Origin of the sequence: Parvibaculum sp. (genome assembly GCF_040882025.1) — a bacterium.
In the GTDB taxonomy this organism is placed as follows: Bacteria; Pseudomonadota; Alphaproteobacteria; order Parvibaculales; family Parvibaculaceae; genus Parvibaculum.
This window is the reverse complement of record NZ_JBBECC010000203.1, coordinates 38,270-53,520: the sequence shown is the minus strand read 5'-3', so window position 1 is coordinate 53,520 and position 15,251 is coordinate 38,270. Positions and strand designations below refer to the sequence as shown.

The following is a 15,251-nucleotide window of genomic DNA, read 5'->3' as shown; positions in this document are numbered from 1 at the left end:
CCCGGCAAGATGCGTACACGTCGCCAGCGCGACCTCCGGCACCAGATCCATGAAGCCGAAGCGGCGGTGATCGGCATAGACGATGCGCGCGCCATCTTCCATGTCGAAGACGATGTGATCGTGGCGCTCCCCACCCGGCATTCCATGATGAAAGTCACCCGGCGCGCTTGTCGCCGTCGGCCGGTGAACGGTGAACCGGCCCGACATGCCGAGATGCATGATCAGTACTTCCCCGGCGACCTCCGGCGTCGCATCGAGATGCACCAGAATGTATTTGGCGCGGCGCTCAAGACGGGAAACGCGCCTCCCCCTCAGCCGTTCGGCAAAACGGATGGGCAGCGGAAACCGAAGGTCCGGCCGGCGCTGTGTCACATGCGCGAACCGGCCGCCTTCGAGGGCGGGCGCAAGGCCACGACGGACGGTTTCGACTTCAGGAAGTTCGGGCATGGCGGCTTTCAGAGCTGGCGGGGGATCAAAGTAGCGCCCCCGGCGGCGGCGCGCTATGGTCCGGCGCATGAGCGCAGATGCAAAAAAGCAGGCCGAAGCGGGCATTTCCGAAACCACGGAGGGCGAAACCCATTTCGGCTTCCGGACCGTTCGCGAAGGCGAGAAAGCCAGGCTTGTCCATGAGGTTTTCGAGCAGGTCGCCGGACGCTACGACCTGATGAACGATCTGATGTCGGGCGGACTTCACCGCGCCTGGAAACAGGCGATGATCGACTGGCTCAATCCGCCGCGAAATGCGCGGCCATTCCACCTGATCGACGTCGCCGGCGGCACCGGCGATATCGCCTTCCGCTTTCTCGACCGGGCGGGCGCGAGCGCACAAGTGACCGTTTGCGACATCAATGACCATATGCTCGGCGTCGGCCGGAGCCGGGCCGAGGCGGAGACCTATGAAGGCCGCGTCGAATTCGCCTGCGGCGACGCCGAACATCTGCCCTTTCCCGACCGCTCTTTCGACGCTTACACGATTGCTTTCGGCATTCGCAACGTGACGCATATCGAGCAGGCGCTCGCAGACGCCTATCGCGTGCTGAAACCCGGTGGACGATTTCTCTGCCTTGAATTCTCACATGTCGCCGTGCCGGGACTTGAAGAGATATACAACGCCTATTCCTTTGCCGCGATTCCGCGCATGGGCGAATGGGTGACAGGCGATGGGGCGCCCTATCAATATCTCGTCGAAAGCATCCGGCGCTTTCCCGATCAGGAAACGTTCAAGCGCATGATCGCAGCGGCCGGTTTCGGCAATACGAGTTACCGCAATCTCACGGGCGGCGTGGCGGCGCTGCATTCCGGTTGGCGCCTTTGACGATGCTGCGCGCACTCCGTTCCATCGGCCGATTGACCCGCGCGGCCCGCGTTCTCGGCCGCCACGACGCGCTGATGCCGCTTGAACTCCGGGCGGAAATGCCCCCGGTTTTTCTGGCGCTGCTACCACTCGCCAAGATTCGCTTTCCCTGGGAGGCGCCGCCGCAAGACATCGCCGGCAGCACAGGTGAGCGGCTCGCAACAGCGCTGGCGGCGCTCGGGCCCTCCTACATCAAACTCGGGCAATTTCTGGCGACGCGGCCCGACATCATCGGCGTCGAGCTGGCGCAGGACCTCACCTCGCTGCAGGACAAGCTGCCGCCCTTTTCAACGGCCGAAGCCCGCGCCATCGTCGAGGAAGGTATCGGCAAGCCGGTCGAGGCCCTGTTCAGCGCCTTCAGCGAGCCGATTGCGGCCGCATCGATCGCGCAGGTGCACCGGGCACGGACGCTGCCGGACGAAGAGCAGACCGAAGGCCGCGATGTCGCCGTGAAGGTACTCCGGCCAGGTATCGAGACGCGTTTTGCCGCCGATCTCGACAGTTTTTTCTGGGTCGCCGAAAATGTCGAGCGACATTACGCGCCGGCGCGCCGCTTGAGGCCCATCGAAATCGTGCAGACACTTGCCGACAGCGTGAAGATCGAAATGGATCTCCGGCTCGAAGCGGCCGCGATGTCGGAAATGGCCGAGAACACTGCCAAGGATGCAGGTTTCCGCGCACCGCAAATCGACTGGGAACGGACCGCGAGACGCGTGATGACGATGGAATGGGTCGAGGGCATCGCGGCCTCGGACCGCGCCGCGCTCGCCGCCGCCGGACATGACATGAAGCGGCTCGGGCAGCAGGTCATCCAGTCGTTCCTCACCCATGCGCTGCGCGACGGCTTTTTCCATGCCGACATGCATCAGGGAAATCTCTTCGTCGATGCGAACGGCGAACTTGTCGCCGTCGATTTCGGCATCATGGGGCGGATCGGGCCAAACGAGCGGCGCTTCCTGGCCGAGATTCTCTACGGCTTCATCACGCGCGACTACACCCGCGTTGCCGAGATTCATTTCGAAGCCGGTTATGTTCCGAACTCAAAGAGCCTGCATGCCTTTGCGCAGGCGCTGCGTTCGATCGGCGAACCGATCTTCGGCCGTTCGGCACGTGAAGTGTCGATGGGAAAACTGCTGTCGCAGCTCTTCCAGGTGACCGAACAATTCGACATGAAGACGCGGCCCGAACTGATCCTGCTGCAGAAAACAATGGTCGTCGTCGAAGGCGTCGCGCGGCATTTCGATCCCGATCACAATATCTGGGAGAGCGCGGAGCCCATTCTGAAAGCGTGGATGATCGAGCGCATGGCGCCCGAGACGCGTATCGAGGAGGCGGCCGCCGGCGCGCTGCAGCTCGGCCGCATGATGAGCCATCTGCCGGATGTTCTCGATCGCGCCGAGCGGACGGCGCGGCTGCTTGCCGAAAATGTCGACGAAGAAGGCGTACGCATTCATCCTTCGTCCGCCGACGCCATTGCCCGCGCGCAGGAGCGACGGGCGGGGTATGCGCGGCCGCTCCTCTGGCTCGCTATCGGCGTGCTGGGGACGCTGCTGATCGTCAACTTGCTGTAAATAAAGGAAATTTACCTCTTATTTCCTTTCTTTCCCTGTCGATGGATTTGATCTACAAATCTTGGGCGTGAATACTTATATTTTCACGTGCAGCGTGGCAGAACCTCACGGGAGGTCTTGCCGCCGCAGCATCGATGCAAGGAGAGACACTTGGCCGAGAGCACAGTGACCGGACGGCGCGTGCTGCTGATTATCGGCGGCGGCATTGCGGCCTATAAATGCCTGGAACTGATCCGGCGGCTCAGGGAGCGTGGCGCATCCGTACGCGCGATCATGACGGCGGCGGCGCATGAATTCGTGACGCCGCTTTCGGTGTCGAGCCTGACCGGCGACAAGGTCTATACCGATCTCTTCGACCTCACCGACGAAGCCGAGATGGGTCATATCGAATTGTCGCGCGACGCGGACCTGCTTGTCGTCGCGCCGGCGACCGCCGACCTGATGGCAAAGATGGCGAGCGGTCTGGCCAATGATCTCGCCAGCACGGCGCTGCTTGCCACCGACAAGAAGGTGCTGATTGCGCCAGCGATGAATGTGCGGATGTGGACGCATCGCGCGACGCAGCGAAACCTCGAAACGTTGCTGGCCGATGGCGTCGATGTCGTCGGGCCCAATGAGGGCGACATGGCCTGCGGCGAATACGGGCCGGGGCGCATGGCGGAGCCCGCCGAAATTCTTGCCGCCATCGAAGCGCATTTCGCCGAGCTTGCCTATCCGGGCGGCGGGCCGCTGAAAGGCAAGCGCGTGCTCATCACGTCGGGGCCGACGCATGAGCCGATCGACCCGGTGCGCTATCTCGCCAATCGTTCGTCGGGCAAACAGGGTTATGCAATCGCGCAGGCCATGGCGCGGCTCGGCGCCGAGACCGTTCTCGTTTCGGGGCCAACCAACCTGCCGGCCCCGCCCGGTGTGACGCTGCGACGCGTCGAGACCGCGCGGGAAATGCTTTCGGCCTGCGAGGCGGCGCTGCCGGCCGACATCGCGATCTGCGCGGCGGCGGTCGCCGATTGGCGGGTGGCCAGCGATGCCGAACAGAAACTCAAGAAGCAGCCGGGCGAACAGGCGCCGGCGCTGATGCTGGTCGAGAATCCCGACATTCTCGCGACGCTGTCGCAGCTGGCGGCAAACCGGCCGGGACTCGTTATCGGCTTTGCGGCCGAAACCGAAAAGGTGGTCGAGCACGCGGTTGCCAAACGCGCGCGCAAGGGCTGCGACTGGATCGTCGCCAATGACGTATCGCCGGCAACCGGCGTGATGGGCGGCGATCTCAACACCGTGCATCTGATTACACGCGACGGCCAGGAAGACTGGCCGTTGCTGCCGAAACAGGCGGTCGCCGAGCGGCTCGCGCGGCGCATCGCCGATCATTTCTCAACCGCAAAGGCCGCCGAATGAATCCGCTGATCGATGTGCGCGTGCAACGGCTGACGCATGCGCAAGGCCTGCCGCTGCCGCGCTACGAAACGGCGGGTGCGGCCGGCATGGACCTTATCGCCGCGCTGCCCGAGGACGCACCGCTGACGCTCGTGCCCGGCGCGCGTGCGCTGGTGCCGACGGGTCTTGCGATCGCGCTGCCGCAAGGCTTCGAGGCGCAGGTCAGGCCGCGCTCGGGGCTTGCCGCAAAGAACGGCGTCACCGTTCTCAATTCGCCCGGCACCGTCGACAGCGATTATCGCGGCGAGGTGAAGGTCATTCTCGTCAATCACGGCGCCGAACCTTTCCTGATTGAGCGCGGCACGCGCATCGCGCAGATGGTGGTGGCGCCGGTCACGCAAGCCAGATTCGAGGAAGTCGAGACGCTTGATGAAACAGCACGCGGGCAAGGCGGCTTCGGCTCGACCGGTATATCGGGCGTGGCCGGAAACTGACGGGGACGAGGGGCAATGCTGAGACTATCCAAGAAAACCTGGCTTGCGCTCGAAGCGGTGGTCGATGTCGCGATCAATGCGCGGCCCGACCCGGTGCAATCGAAGGAAATCACCAAGCGGCAAGGCATTCCGCAGCGCTACCTCGAACAGGTGATGCAGCAGCTCGTGCATGCCGGCATCCTGAAAGGGGTGCGGGGGCCCCGCGGCGGCTATACGCTGGCGCGCGAGCGGCGGCGCATTGCGGTCGGCGAGGTGGTGCGCGTGGTCGGGGCAATGGAAGCCTCGGACGAACCCACAAGCAGCGGCCCTTCGGAACTCGGCGAGCGCGTGATCGCGCCCTTGTGGGAAGAAGTACAGCGCGATCTGATGGCGAAGCTCGACGGCATCACGGTCGAGGATCTTTGCCGGAAGGCGGATGAAGCGGGCGTCGGCAATTCGAAGCCGACGGCCGATTTCACAATCTGATAGGCTGCGGCAACGCGGCGACAAGGAAACGTCGGATCAAAGCCCCGGAGGCCAGCATGAGCAACAGCAGCAAGAAGCCCGGACGCGGGCGCGTCTATGACAGCATCACCGAAACCATCGGCGACACGCCGCTGGTACGTCTCAACCGGATGGCCAAGGAAGCCGGAACCGTTGCCGATATTCTGTTGAAGCTCGAATTCTTCAATCCGTTGTCGAGCGTCAAGGACCGCATCGGCGTCTCGATGATCGACGCGCTCGAGAAGCAGGGCAAGATCACCGACAATACGGTCATCATCGAGCCGACATCGGGCAACACCGGCATCGCGCTTGCCTTTGTCTGCGCGGCGAGGGGCTACAAGCTCATTCTCTGCATGCCGGAGAGCATGTCGATCGAACGGCGCAAGATGCTGGCGCTTCTTGGCGCGCAGCTGGAGCTGACGCCGCGCGAGAAGGGCATGAAGGGCGCGATTGCGCGCGCCGAAGAACTGCTGGCGCAATATCCGAACTCGGTGATGCCGCAGCAATTCGACAACCCGGCCAATCCGGAAATTCATCGCCAGACGACGGCCGAGGAAATCTGGAACGACACCGACGGCAAGGTCGATGCCGTGATTTCCGGCATCGGTACCGCCGGCACGTTCACCGGCGTCGGACAAGTGCTGAAGGCAAAGAAACCGAGCGTCAAAATGATCGCGGTCGAACCGGAAGACAGCCCCGTGCTTTCGGGCGGGCAACCGGGACCGCATATGATCCAGGGCATCGGCGCCGGTTTCGCGCCGGGCAATCTCGATACATCGCTGATCGACGAGATCATCACCATCGGCAATGCGACGGCGTTCGAACATGCGCGCAAGGCGGCGCGGATGGAAGGCGTTGCCTGCGGCATCTCTTCGGGCGCCGCGATCGCGGTCGCGCTCGAAGTCGGCGCGCGGCCGGAAATGAAGGGCAAGACGATCGTCGTGATCATCCCGTCCTTTGCCGAACGCTATCTCTCGACGGCCTTGTTCGACGGGCTCTGAGGAAGGAAGAAATCCGCCGGCGCGCCGGGCCCGGCCTCGACCGTCATCGCGCGCGCGTCGAGCGGTTCGCCGCATTCGGAACATGACGGCACGGCGTGCGCGACGTGACCGCAGGTCTTGTGACGGCGCAGGAGCGGCGGGCCTTCCTTGCCCGACATGTATTTGTCGCCCCAGTCGAGCAGCGCCAGCATTGCCGGATAAAGCGCGAGCCCCTTTTCGGTCAGACGGTATTCCTCGCGGCGCGGCCGCTCCCTGTAGGGAATCTTTTCAAGCACGCCGGCATCGGTCAGCTTTTTCAGACGGTCGGCCAGCACGTGGCGGGCGATGCCGAGACGCTGCTCGAATTCCTCGAAGCGCCGTATACGGAGGAAACATTCGCGCAGCACCAGCAACGTCCAGCGGTCGCCGACGACCGACAGCGTACGGGCGAGCGAGCAGGCTTCGCGGTCGAGTTCTTCCCAGCGCATTGGAGCTCCTTTTCGCGCCAGTATAGCTTGACAAGTTCCCTTTCGGAACCCATTCTGACATTACCGTTCTGAAACGGAACTGATGATTATGACAGTCGCGTGACAGCGCAAAACCCCCCTCTGTCAAAAAACTGTCATGAAACTGTCACACAGGCATTTTCGCACCCCCTTGAGGGGTCCGGAACCAACCGGGAGACCATGATTATGGGAAGCAAAAAGGCAGCCCTCGTCATCGGAGCGGGCGATGCGACCGGCGGGGCGGTGGCGCGACGTTTCGCCCGGGAGGGATATGTCGCCTGCGTGACGCGGCGCTCGGAAGAAAAACTTATCCCCCTCACCCGGCAGATCGAGGCCGACGGGGGGAGCGCGCGCGGTTTCGGATCGGACGCGCGGAAGGAAGAGGACGTCATCGAACTTTTCGCCGCCATCGAGCGCGAGGTGGGGCCTGTCGAGGTGATGGTTTTCAATATCGGCGCCAATGTCAATTTTCCGATCCGCGAGATGACCGAGCGTGTCTACCGCAAGGTGTGGGAGATGGCGGCACTGGCCGGGTTCCTGACGGGGCGCGAAGCGGCGCGCGTGATGGTGCCCAGGGGCCGGGGCACGATCATCTTTACCGGCGCGACAGCCTCCTTGCGCGGCGGGCCCGGTTTCAGCGCCTTTGCGGGCGCCAAATTCGCGCTCCGGGCGCTGGCGCAGAGCATGGCGCGGGAACTCGGGCCGCAAGGCATCCATGTCGCCCATCCGGTGATCGACGGCGCCATCGACACGGCCTTCATCCGCGACAATTTTCCGGAGCGCTACAAGCTCAAGGAGCAGGACGGCATTCTCAATCCCGAGCATATCGCCGAGGCCTATTGGCAGCTCCATGCCCAACCGCGCAGCGCCTGGACGCATGAGCTCGATCTCCGGCCGTGGATGGAAACATTTTGAGCGCACAAGCGAGGAAACGCAGATGACCAAAAAGGTCGAATTCCTTTTCGATTTCGGCAGTCCGAATGCCTATCTCGCCGGGAAGGCGCTGCCGGCGATCGAAAGCCGCACAGGCGTGACGTTCGAATATGTGCCGGTGCTGCTGGGCGGCATCTTCAAGGCGACCGGCAATGTGTCGCCCGTCGTGGCGGAAGCCGGCATCAAGAACAAGCCGCAATACGGGGCGCTCGAAATCCAGCGCTTCATCAAGAAGCACGGGCTGACGAAGTTCCGGTTCAATTCGCATTTTCCGGTCAACACGCTGCAGATCATGCGCGGTGCGATCGCCGCGCAGCTCGACGGCGTGCTGGCGAAATATTTCGAGGTGGTCGCCGCCGCGATGTGGGAGCAGTCGCTGAAGATGGACGATCCGGAGGTCATCAAGGCGGCGCTCGACAAGGGCGGCATCGACGGGGCGCATATTCTGGCGCGTATTCAAGAGGCGGATGTGAAGGCGAGGCTGATCGCCAACACCGAAGACGCGGTCAGCCGCGGCGCTTTCGGCATTCCGACATTCTTTGTCGATGGCGAGATTTATTTCGGCAAGGACCGGTTGCGCGAAGTGGAAGAGGCGATTGCGGGGTGAGGCGTCTTCCTCTCCGCGTCATTGCTTCGTCGGCTGCCGCTTCGCTCGCAATGACGAAAGATCGGAGAACATGAAAACCAGTTTCACGCGTGAGATGAAGACATGAACGCACCACATCCCGAGCTCGGGCCCGTCTTTCGCCGCGACGGCGAGACATGGGCCGCGCATCCGCAATCGCAAGGGCCCTTTGGCGGCATGCATGGCGGCGCGGTGGCGGCGCTGGCGGTTGGCGAGATGGAGGCGATGGCGGCGGTGCGCGGTCTCGGCGCGCTCGTTTCGGCCCAGCTCTATCTGCTCAGGCCGATGCCGCGCGACGGGCTGACGAGCAAGGTGAGCGCGGTGCGCGAAGGCGGACGCGTGGCCGTTTTCGAGAACGAGATTTATGCGGGCGGAAAGCTGCAGGCAAAGGCGAGCGCCTGCTTCCAGCAGCCGGTCGAGATCGACGGCTTGCCGGGCACGCCGGAAATGACGGCTTTCGATCCCGAAAGCCTTGCGAAATGGGCGCGTCCCGACTTCTTCAAATCCGTCAGCAGCGGCACGGGCTTTCTCGATCTTTGCGACATACGCGACACGACGCATGAGGACGGCAGGCGCGCCAAATGGTTCCGGCTGAAGAAGCCGTTCCACGACACGCCGACGCCGTTTTCGAATGCGATGGCGGTGGCCGATGTTTCGACGCTGTTCACGGTGACGGATGCGGGTGAACGGCCGAACGCCGCCGGCTGGCCCAATGCCGATCTTTCCTTGCATCTTTCGCGCGCGCCCATCGGCGAATGGATCGGCGTCGCGCAGCGCGGCGACTGGCGCCATGACGGGCGGGGGATGACGGAATCGGAAATCTTCGACGCTTACGGGCGGATCGGCCGCTCGTGTCAGAGCGTGGTGCTGCTGGCGCCGGCATAGAAACGGGCGGGGTCATTCCCCGCCCGCTTTTTTATGCGGCGCGCGTGTCAGGCGCTTTTGGCGTGACGCTCCGCATCGCGCGAGATCAGCTTGATGACCTCGCCGCCGAGCCTCTGCGGGCCGCGGAAGGCGAGATCGCCCAGCGACAGCACGCCGACGATGCGCTTCTGGCGATTGAGCACCGGCAGATGCCGGATGCCGTTCTTGTCCATCAGTTCGGCGGCATCCTTTTCGGTCTGGTCGTCGTAGCACCAGATAATGCCGTCGGTCATCACATCGCGCGCCGTCGCCTTTTCGGGATCGAGCCCGTCGGCAACGCCGCGACAGCAGACATCGCGATCGGTGACCATGCCGATCAGGCGATCGTTTTCGCCGACCGGCAGGCAGCCGATATTCTTGTCGCGCAGCGTCCTCGACACATCGCGCAAGGGCGTCGACGCCTCGATCCACTCCGCATGGTTCGTCATCAGTTCCTTTATCCGCATCGCAACCTCCTCTGTTTCGGGCTCTGCTTCAAAAGGCCGAAGCCTGATCGTCCGCCGTGCGGGCCGGGCGCAAATGGCTCTGTCACGCCCGCGGGATTTGACCCGGGCGCCTTTGTGACGACGGAAAGCTGAACGCGGCCGGCGGCCGATGGGAAGCATGTCACCGCAGGCCGGTATGCAGCCGCGACCCGGCAAGGGCCGGAACGCCGCCCCGCGAACAGTGCTTCCCTTTTCGCGGGCGACAGATTTCAAGATAGCAGAGGCGGCGCGGCGCGGCCACCGGTTTGGCCGCGAAACACGCACCGCCTCTCACAAATATCGTCAGGACAGATATGTCAGGCGGCCTGCTTCGCGAGGCGGTCGGTTACCCGGCCGGTCACATCCTTCGTCATGTCCATCGCCATGTTGCGGATCTTGTTCGTTTCCTCGGTATAGCTTTCGAAGACCGAGACCAGATATTCACGCTGAAGCGCAATCATATCGGCAACGGATTCAGCCTTGAGCATCGCCTCGGCGATGCTGGCGTCTTTTTCGAAACGCTGGCGGGTGAATTCGAGCAGCTCGCTGTTGATGCGGGCCGCCGTTTCGGCGGCCGTAGCCGCGGAGGCGGCCAACGTGCTCATCACGTCCCTGGAAAGATCGGGCATTTCGCCGGAGATGCGGGGCATTGTGTTACCTCATCGGTGCAAGAGGCGCGAAGAACGCGCAAGGGGGAGGCAAGCAGCGCTCGCCCCCGGTACGAGGCGATCACGCTAGCCCGCGATGTGGGCAATTCGATGACAGCGCCGGAAGCGCCGCATTTTTCCCGAACCCGCTTCGCGCTCGATGCGGTCAGAGGTGACCGAGCACCTTGTGCGGCAGGTAGGGCGCCTCGAGCGCCGCCTTGTCTTCCGGCGAGAGCGTTATGTCGAGCGCGGTCAGCGCCTCGTCGAACTGCGCAAGCTTCGAGATGCCGACGATCGGCGCGGTGACGACAGGATTCGCCAGAACCCAGGCGAGCGCCGTCTGCGCGGGACCGACACCGAGCTTCTTCGCGATCTCTACATTCCTGTCGGCAACGGCGAAGTCGCTGTCGTCGTAATACCAGCCGGCGGCTTGCTCATCGGATCTTGCCCGCGCGGTGTCGCCGCCGCCCTGACGGTGGCGGTTGCCGGCGAGGAAACCGCGCGCCTGCGGGCTCCAGGGAATAACGCCGATACCTTCGGCCGCGCAGAGCGGCATCATTTCGCGCTCTTCCTCGCGATAGACGAGATTGTAGTGGTTCTGCATCGAGACGAAACGGGCGAACCCAAGCTTTTCCGAAAGCGCCAGATATTTCTGGAACTGCCAGCCATGCATCGAGGAAGCGCCGATATAGCGGACCTTGCCCGCGCGGACGAGGTCGTTCAGCGCTTCGAGCGTTTCCTCCATCGGCACGTTCGGGTCGAAGCGGTGAATCTGGTAGAGGTCGATATAGTCGAGCCCCAGACGGCGGAGCGAGGCGTCGCAGGCAGCCATGACGGATTTGCGCGAAAGGCCCGAACGGTTCGGCCCGCGCGCGCCGGTGCCGAAAAAACACTTGGTGGCGATGACGACGTCCTCGCGGTCCTTCGCCAGATCGCGGATGGCGCGGCCGACGATCTCCTCGGAGACGCCGCCCGAATAGACGTCGGCCGTGTCGAAGAAGTTGATGCCGGCGTCGAAGGCCTTTTCAAAAAAGGGGCGCGCTTCCTTTTCTTCCAGAATCCAGTCGCGCCATTTTTTCGAGCCATAGGTCATGGTGCCGAGACAGAGCCGCGAGACGCGCAAGCCGCTGGCGCCGAGGCGGATATATGACATTTTCGGGGACGTTTTCGGCATGGGGGAAGCCTCCCTGTCTTTCGCGAAATGACCGGAATTGCAAATTTGGTCAGTTCATGCAGGGATAACCGGCGGGCCACCCCATGTCCATTGACAATCATATGAGAGAATGGCGGAAAGGGCGGCGGAGACAGCGATGGCACTGAGCGACCAACAACTCGAGCGGTATGCGCGGCATATCGTGCTGAAGGAGATCGGCGGGCCGGGGCAGCAGAAGCTGCTGAAGGCCCGGGTGCTCATTGTCGGCGCGGGCGGGCTCGGCTCGCCTTGCCTCATCTATCTCGCGGCGGCGGGCGTCGGCACCATCGGCGTCATCGACAATGACGATGTGTCGCTTTCAAACCTGCAACGGCAGATCGCGCACGGGACGGCGGATGTCGGGCGGCCGAAGACAGAAAGCGCGGCGGAGGCGGCGCGGCGCATCAACCCGGATGTGCGCGTGATCGAACATCGCGAGCGGCTGACCGCGGCCAATGCGCTCGCGATCATTTCGCAATATGATCTGGTGGCCGATGGCTGCGACAATTTCGCGACGCGGTTTCTGGTCAACGATGCCTGCTATTTCGCGAAGGTGCCGCTCGTCTCGGCCGCCGTCGGCCAGTTCGAGGGACAGGTGGCGGTGTTTCGCGCCTTCGAGCGCGACGCCGAGGGAAAGCCCAAGCCCAATTACCGCGACTTTATCGGCGAGACGCCGGCGCCGGGCTCGGTGCCGAGCTGCGAGGAAGCGGGCGTGATGGGGGCGCTGACCGGCGTTGTCGGCTCGCTGCAGGCGCTCGAGGTCATCAAGGAGATTACCGGCGCGGGCGAGAGCCTCGCCGGCAAGCTCCTTATCTACGACGCGCTCGACACGCGGTTCCGCACCGTGAAGCTGAAGTGGGACCCGAAGAACGCGCTGACGGGGGAGAACCCGACGATCACGGATTTGTCGGCGCATGCGTCGTGAGGGGTCAGCCTTCGAGATGCGCAATCATTTCGACTTCGATCATCGCGCCGGGGAGGAAGAGGCCGGTGATCTGGACCATGGTGGAAGCCGGCACATAGGCGCCGTCGGCATCGAAAGCGGCCTTGCGGGGGGCGAGCGCGCCACCCAGCGCCGCGAGATCGGTCGCGAAGACCGTTTCCTTGACGACATCCTGAAAGCTGGCGCCATTGGCGGCCAGGATGCGGCCGAGATTGGCATAGACCTGCGCGACCTGGGCGGCCATGTCGCCGGGGCCGACCACCTGCAGCTTGTCGTCGACGGCCAGCACGCCCGAGACATAGAGGATGTTGCCGGCGCGCACGGCCTGCGAGAAGCCGATCGCCTTTTCGGTGTCGCCGAAGAAATGCCTGCAGTCCTTTTCGCGCGCCATGTTTTTCTCCCTGTTTTATAAGTTCGACGTTTGCCTTATAAGTTTTGGGCAGGAACGAGTCAAAATTCGGGGAAACGGAACCAAATGAGCGAGGTCGAAGCCCCGGAAAGCCGGAAGCGCCTGTCGCAGCAGAAGCGGCGCGACGCGGTGCTGGCCGCCGCCGACAAGCTCTTCCACAAGGCCGGATACGAGGCGGCGCGGATCGAGGATATCGCCGAGGAATCGGGCGTGAGTCTGGGGACGATCTACAATTATTTCGGCTCGAAGGGCGGCATCATGGAGGCGCTGATCGCGCCGATGACCCAGCGGATGGAGGCGCGGGGCGCGGCGATCCTGGCGCGGCCACCGGCCCGGCTGATGGATGCGGTGGGCGCGCTCTACGAGGCCTATCGCTTCGAGGACGACTGGAAAAGCCTGCAAATGCTGCAGGCTTTCGACATGGCGATTTCCACCCGCGACACACATCTGGCGCATGTGCACGAGGATTACGAGCGCTTCATCACGGCGCAGTTCCGCCGGCTGCTCGAGGCTTTCGCGGCGGCGGGCAAGCTCCGGCCCGAGCTCGACATCGAGGATGCGGCGTTTCTTCTCTACCGGCTGATGCTGATGCATTTCCTCGCCTATGTGCAGGGCCGGGGCCGCATGACCTACGAGGCGATGCAGGTGGACATGCACCGACGGATGCGGGCGATGGTGACGGGCTGGAGCCCCTGACCCGCATGCCGCCGCGCCGGGGCCTCGCCCCGACGAATTTATAATATTGACGGATAGATTATAAAAAACTAGTCTTTGCGGGCTGCGAAAGCGGGCCGGAGGGACGAAATGAGCGACGCGCGCGTCGATATCATGGTTGTGATGGCGTTCGACGCGCCGGCCGAGGCCGTGTGGTCGATCGTGGGCGACTATGGCGATGCGTCGGGCGATTTCGGGAAGGGCTTCGTCGCGGGGGTCGAGGTGCAGGGTGACGGCGTGGGGGCGCTGCGCACCCTGCACCTCGCGCCCGAACGCGGCGGCGGCACCGTGGTCGAACGGCAGAGCGCGCGGGACGAGCGCGGCATGTATTACGCCTATGAACTCGCGGACCGGGGACCGATGCCGATGGCCGATTATTACGGCACGGCGCAGGTGATCCCGACATCGGCCGACCAATGCAAGCTCGTCTGGACCAACCGCTACCGGCCGGACGGCGCGCCGGCGGAGGCGCTTCGCGCGCAGTCGCTGCAAACACTCGAAATTCTCGAACGGAACCTCAAGGCGATGCTCGCGCGGCGCGCGGGCGGCGGCGCCTGACGGCAGCAAAGGGGAAGAGCAGATGGCACATGACAACATGACAGCCGGGGCGACCGCCGAAAGGCGGCATATCGAAATGCCGAAGAACAACCCGCGCGCGCGGCCCGGACAATTGATGCCGGCGGAAGGCGAGGACGGGCTTTTCACGCAGAGCTGGTTTCCGGTCTGCATGTCGAGCGAGGTCGCGCCCGGCGAATTGCGCGCCGAAAAGTTTCTCGACGGCAAGGTTGTCGTCTATCGCGGGCATGACGGGATCGTCCGTGTGATGAGCGCCTATTGCCCGCATCTCGGCGCCGATCTTTCGATCGGTTGCGTGGTCGAGAACCGCCTACAATGCGCGTTTCACAAATGGGAATACGACACGGACGGTCAATGCGCGAAAACCGGCATCGGCGACCGGCCGCCGCATACCGCGCAGCTCTACAAGTTTCCGAGCCAGGAGCGCTACGGGCTCGTCTGGGCCTTCAATGGCGACGAACCCTTGTGGGACCTGCCCGATTTCGAATATGACGACGCGGAAATCATCTTCCGCACTTTCCGCCTGCCGGCGCTGTTCAACTGCGACCCGTGGGTCTTTGCCGCCAACACGCCCGACATGCAGCATCTGAAAGCGGTGCACAACATCCAGTTCAATGTCGAGGATCCGCATGAGAGCGTGGACTGGAACGACTGGGGCTTCCGCTACAAGATCATCGCCGCGCATCAGCAGGGCATTCCCATCGAATGGACGCTCGGCATTCGCGGCACCAGCATCTTCTGGCAGGAGGGGCCTTACGACGATTTCTGGATCGGCGGGCTGGTCGGCTTCGGATTGCCGGAGCCCGGCAAGCATGAAGTGTTCGCGGCGGTCGGGCTTGTCAAAGGCGACGGCTCACCGGAAGCAGACGCGCTCTACAAGCAGCGTTGCGAGATTACCGACATGCTGCTCGCGCGCACCGTGGGCGAGGATACCGACATCCTCAACACGATCCATTACCGGCAGGGGACGCTGACCGAGGGCGACAAGACGCTGGGGCGCTATCTGAAGATGCTGCGGAATTATCCGCGCGCGCATCCTTCGGGGCCGTTTATCAGGTAGAG

At 63.6% G+C, this 15,251-nt stretch carries 19 protein-coding genes; 13 read left to right on the top strand and 6 right to left on the bottom strand.

The annotated features are described in order from the left end of the window. Window positions 1-447: DNA-formamidopyrimidine glycosylase family protein (locus WEB61_RS15830; RefSeq protein WP_368065306.1), on the bottom strand; the 447-nt coding region annotated here is incomplete at its 3' end. A gap of 67 nt (window positions 448-514) precedes the next feature. Here WEB61_RS15830 and ubiE point away from each other — a divergent pair. From ubiE to cysK, 6 genes are all read left to right on the top strand, one after another. Continuing rightward, the gene (gene ubiE / locus WEB61_RS15825) at window positions 515-1,315 is read left to right on the top strand and encodes a bifunctional demethylmenaquinone methyltransferase/2-methoxy-6-polyprenyl-1,4-benzoquinol methylase UbiE (protein WP_368065305.1); all 801 of its coding nucleotides are present in this window, start codon (window positions 515-517) and stop codon (window positions 1,313-1,315) included. Window positions 1,316-1,317: 2 nt separating this feature from the next. Beyond that, a complete protein-coding gene (gene ubiB / locus WEB61_RS15820) occupies window positions 1,318-2,925 on the top strand; it encodes a 2-polyprenylphenol 6-hydroxylase (protein ID WP_368065304.1) in 1,608 nt (535 codons plus the stop codon). Between the two features lie 150 nt (window positions 2,926-3,075). Then, on the top strand, window positions 3,076-4,320 hold the full coding sequence (coaBC, locus tag WEB61_RS15815; RefSeq protein WP_368065303.1) for a bifunctional phosphopantothenoylcysteine decarboxylase/phosphopantothenate--cysteine ligase CoaBC: 1,245 nt from the start codon (window positions 3,076-3,078) through the stop codon (window positions 4,318-4,320). Further along, window positions 4,317-4,793: a dUTP diphosphatase gene (gene dut / locus WEB61_RS15810; protein WP_368065302.1), complete on the top strand. Its 477-nt coding sequence runs from the start codon at window positions 4,317-4,319 to the stop codon at window positions 4,791-4,793. The genes coaBC and dut overlap by 4 nt, the downstream gene beginning before the upstream one ends. 15 nt (window positions 4,794-4,808) lie before the next feature. Next, entirely contained in the window at window positions 4,809-5,258 is a 450-nt protein-coding gene (locus WEB61_RS15805) for an Rrf2 family transcriptional regulator (protein WP_368065301.1), read from the top strand. Between the two features lie 56 nt (window positions 5,259-5,314). Further along, window positions 5,315-6,277, top strand: coding sequence for a cysteine synthase A (gene cysK, locus WEB61_RS15800; protein WP_368065300.1), 963 nt, complete (start codon window positions 5,315-5,317; stop codon window positions 6,275-6,277). Here cysK and WEB61_RS15795 read toward each other — a convergent pair. Next, window positions 6,244-6,744, bottom strand: a complete 501-nt coding sequence (locus WEB61_RS15795; protein WP_368065299.1) for a winged helix-turn-helix transcriptional regulator — start codon at window positions 6,742-6,744, stop codon at window positions 6,244-6,246. The two genes, cysK and WEB61_RS15795, sit on opposite strands and share 34 nt — an antisense overlap. 204 nt (window positions 6,745-6,948) lie before the next feature. On the opposite strand from WEB61_RS15795, the gene WEB61_RS15790 reads away from it, so the two are divergent. From WEB61_RS15790 to WEB61_RS15780, 3 genes are all read left to right on the top strand, one after another. After that, a complete protein-coding gene (locus WEB61_RS15790) occupies window positions 6,949-7,677 on the top strand; it encodes an SDR family oxidoreductase (protein ID WP_368065298.1) in 729 nt (242 codons plus the stop codon). A gap of 22 nt (window positions 7,678-7,699) precedes the next feature. Next, window positions 7,700-8,302: a 2-hydroxychromene-2-carboxylate isomerase gene (locus WEB61_RS15785; protein ID WP_368065297.1), complete on the top strand. Its 603-nt coding sequence runs from the start codon at window positions 7,700-7,702 to the stop codon at window positions 8,300-8,302. A gap of 102 nt (window positions 8,303-8,404) precedes the next feature. Beyond that, on the top strand, window positions 8,405-9,205 hold the full coding sequence (locus WEB61_RS15780; protein ID WP_368065296.1) for a thioesterase family protein: 801 nt from the start codon (window positions 8,405-8,407) through the stop codon (window positions 9,203-9,205). 47 nt (window positions 9,206-9,252) lie between these two features. Here WEB61_RS15780 and WEB61_RS15775 read toward each other — a convergent pair whose 3' ends face one another. The 3 genes from WEB61_RS15775 to WEB61_RS15765 form a co-directional block, all read right to left on the bottom strand. Next, a complete protein-coding gene (locus WEB61_RS15775; protein WP_368065295.1) occupies window positions 9,253-9,690 on the bottom strand; it encodes a CBS domain-containing protein in 438 nt (145 codons plus the stop codon). Between the two features lie 335 nt (window positions 9,691-10,025). After that, window positions 10,026-10,358 carry a phasin family protein gene (locus WEB61_RS15770; RefSeq protein ID WP_368065294.1) on the bottom strand — a complete coding sequence of 111 codons (333 nt, stop codon included), beginning with the start codon at window positions 10,356-10,358 and terminating at the stop codon, window positions 10,026-10,028. A 163-nt stretch (window positions 10,359-10,521) separates the two neighbouring features. Then, on the bottom strand, window positions 10,522-11,529 hold the full coding sequence (locus tag WEB61_RS15765) for an aldo/keto reductase (protein WP_368065293.1): 1,008 nt from the start codon (window positions 11,527-11,529) through the stop codon (window positions 10,522-10,524). Between the two features lie 136 nt (window positions 11,530-11,665). Between WEB61_RS15765 and WEB61_RS15760 the strand changes: the two genes are divergently transcribed. Then, window positions 11,666-12,472 (top strand): ThiF family adenylyltransferase, encoded by an 807-nt coding sequence (locus WEB61_RS15760; protein ID WP_368065292.1) that lies wholly within the window; start codon window positions 11,666-11,668, stop codon window positions 12,470-12,472. 4 nt (window positions 12,473-12,476) lie between these two features. On the opposite strand, the gene WEB61_RS15755 is transcribed toward WEB61_RS15760, so the two are convergent. After that, the gene (locus WEB61_RS15755; protein WP_368065291.1) at window positions 12,477-12,881 is read right to left on the bottom strand and encodes a RidA family protein; all 405 of its coding nucleotides are present in this window, start codon (window positions 12,879-12,881) and stop codon (window positions 12,477-12,479) included. A gap of 84 nt (window positions 12,882-12,965) precedes the next feature. Here WEB61_RS15755 and WEB61_RS15750 point away from each other — a divergent pair, with 84 nt between their 5' ends. The 3 genes from WEB61_RS15750 to WEB61_RS15740 all read left to right on the top strand — a co-directional run bounded on the left by WEB61_RS15750 (window position 12,966) and on the right by WEB61_RS15740 (window position 15,249). Continuing rightward, window positions 12,966-13,595, top strand: a complete 630-nt coding sequence (locus WEB61_RS15750; RefSeq protein ID WP_368065290.1) for a TetR/AcrR family transcriptional regulator — start codon at window positions 12,966-12,968, stop codon at window positions 13,593-13,595. A 108-nt stretch (window positions 13,596-13,703) separates the two neighbouring features. Then, on the top strand, window positions 13,704-14,171 hold the full coding sequence (locus WEB61_RS15745; protein WP_368065289.1) for an SRPBCC family protein: 468 nt from the start codon (window positions 13,704-13,706) through the stop codon (window positions 14,169-14,171). 22 nt (window positions 14,172-14,193) lie between these two features. Further along, window positions 14,194-15,249: a Rieske 2Fe-2S domain-containing protein gene (locus WEB61_RS15740; RefSeq protein ID WP_368065288.1), complete on the top strand. Its 1,056-nt coding sequence runs from the start codon at window positions 14,194-14,196 to the stop codon at window positions 15,247-15,249. Window positions 15,250-15,251: the final 2 nt, after the last annotated feature.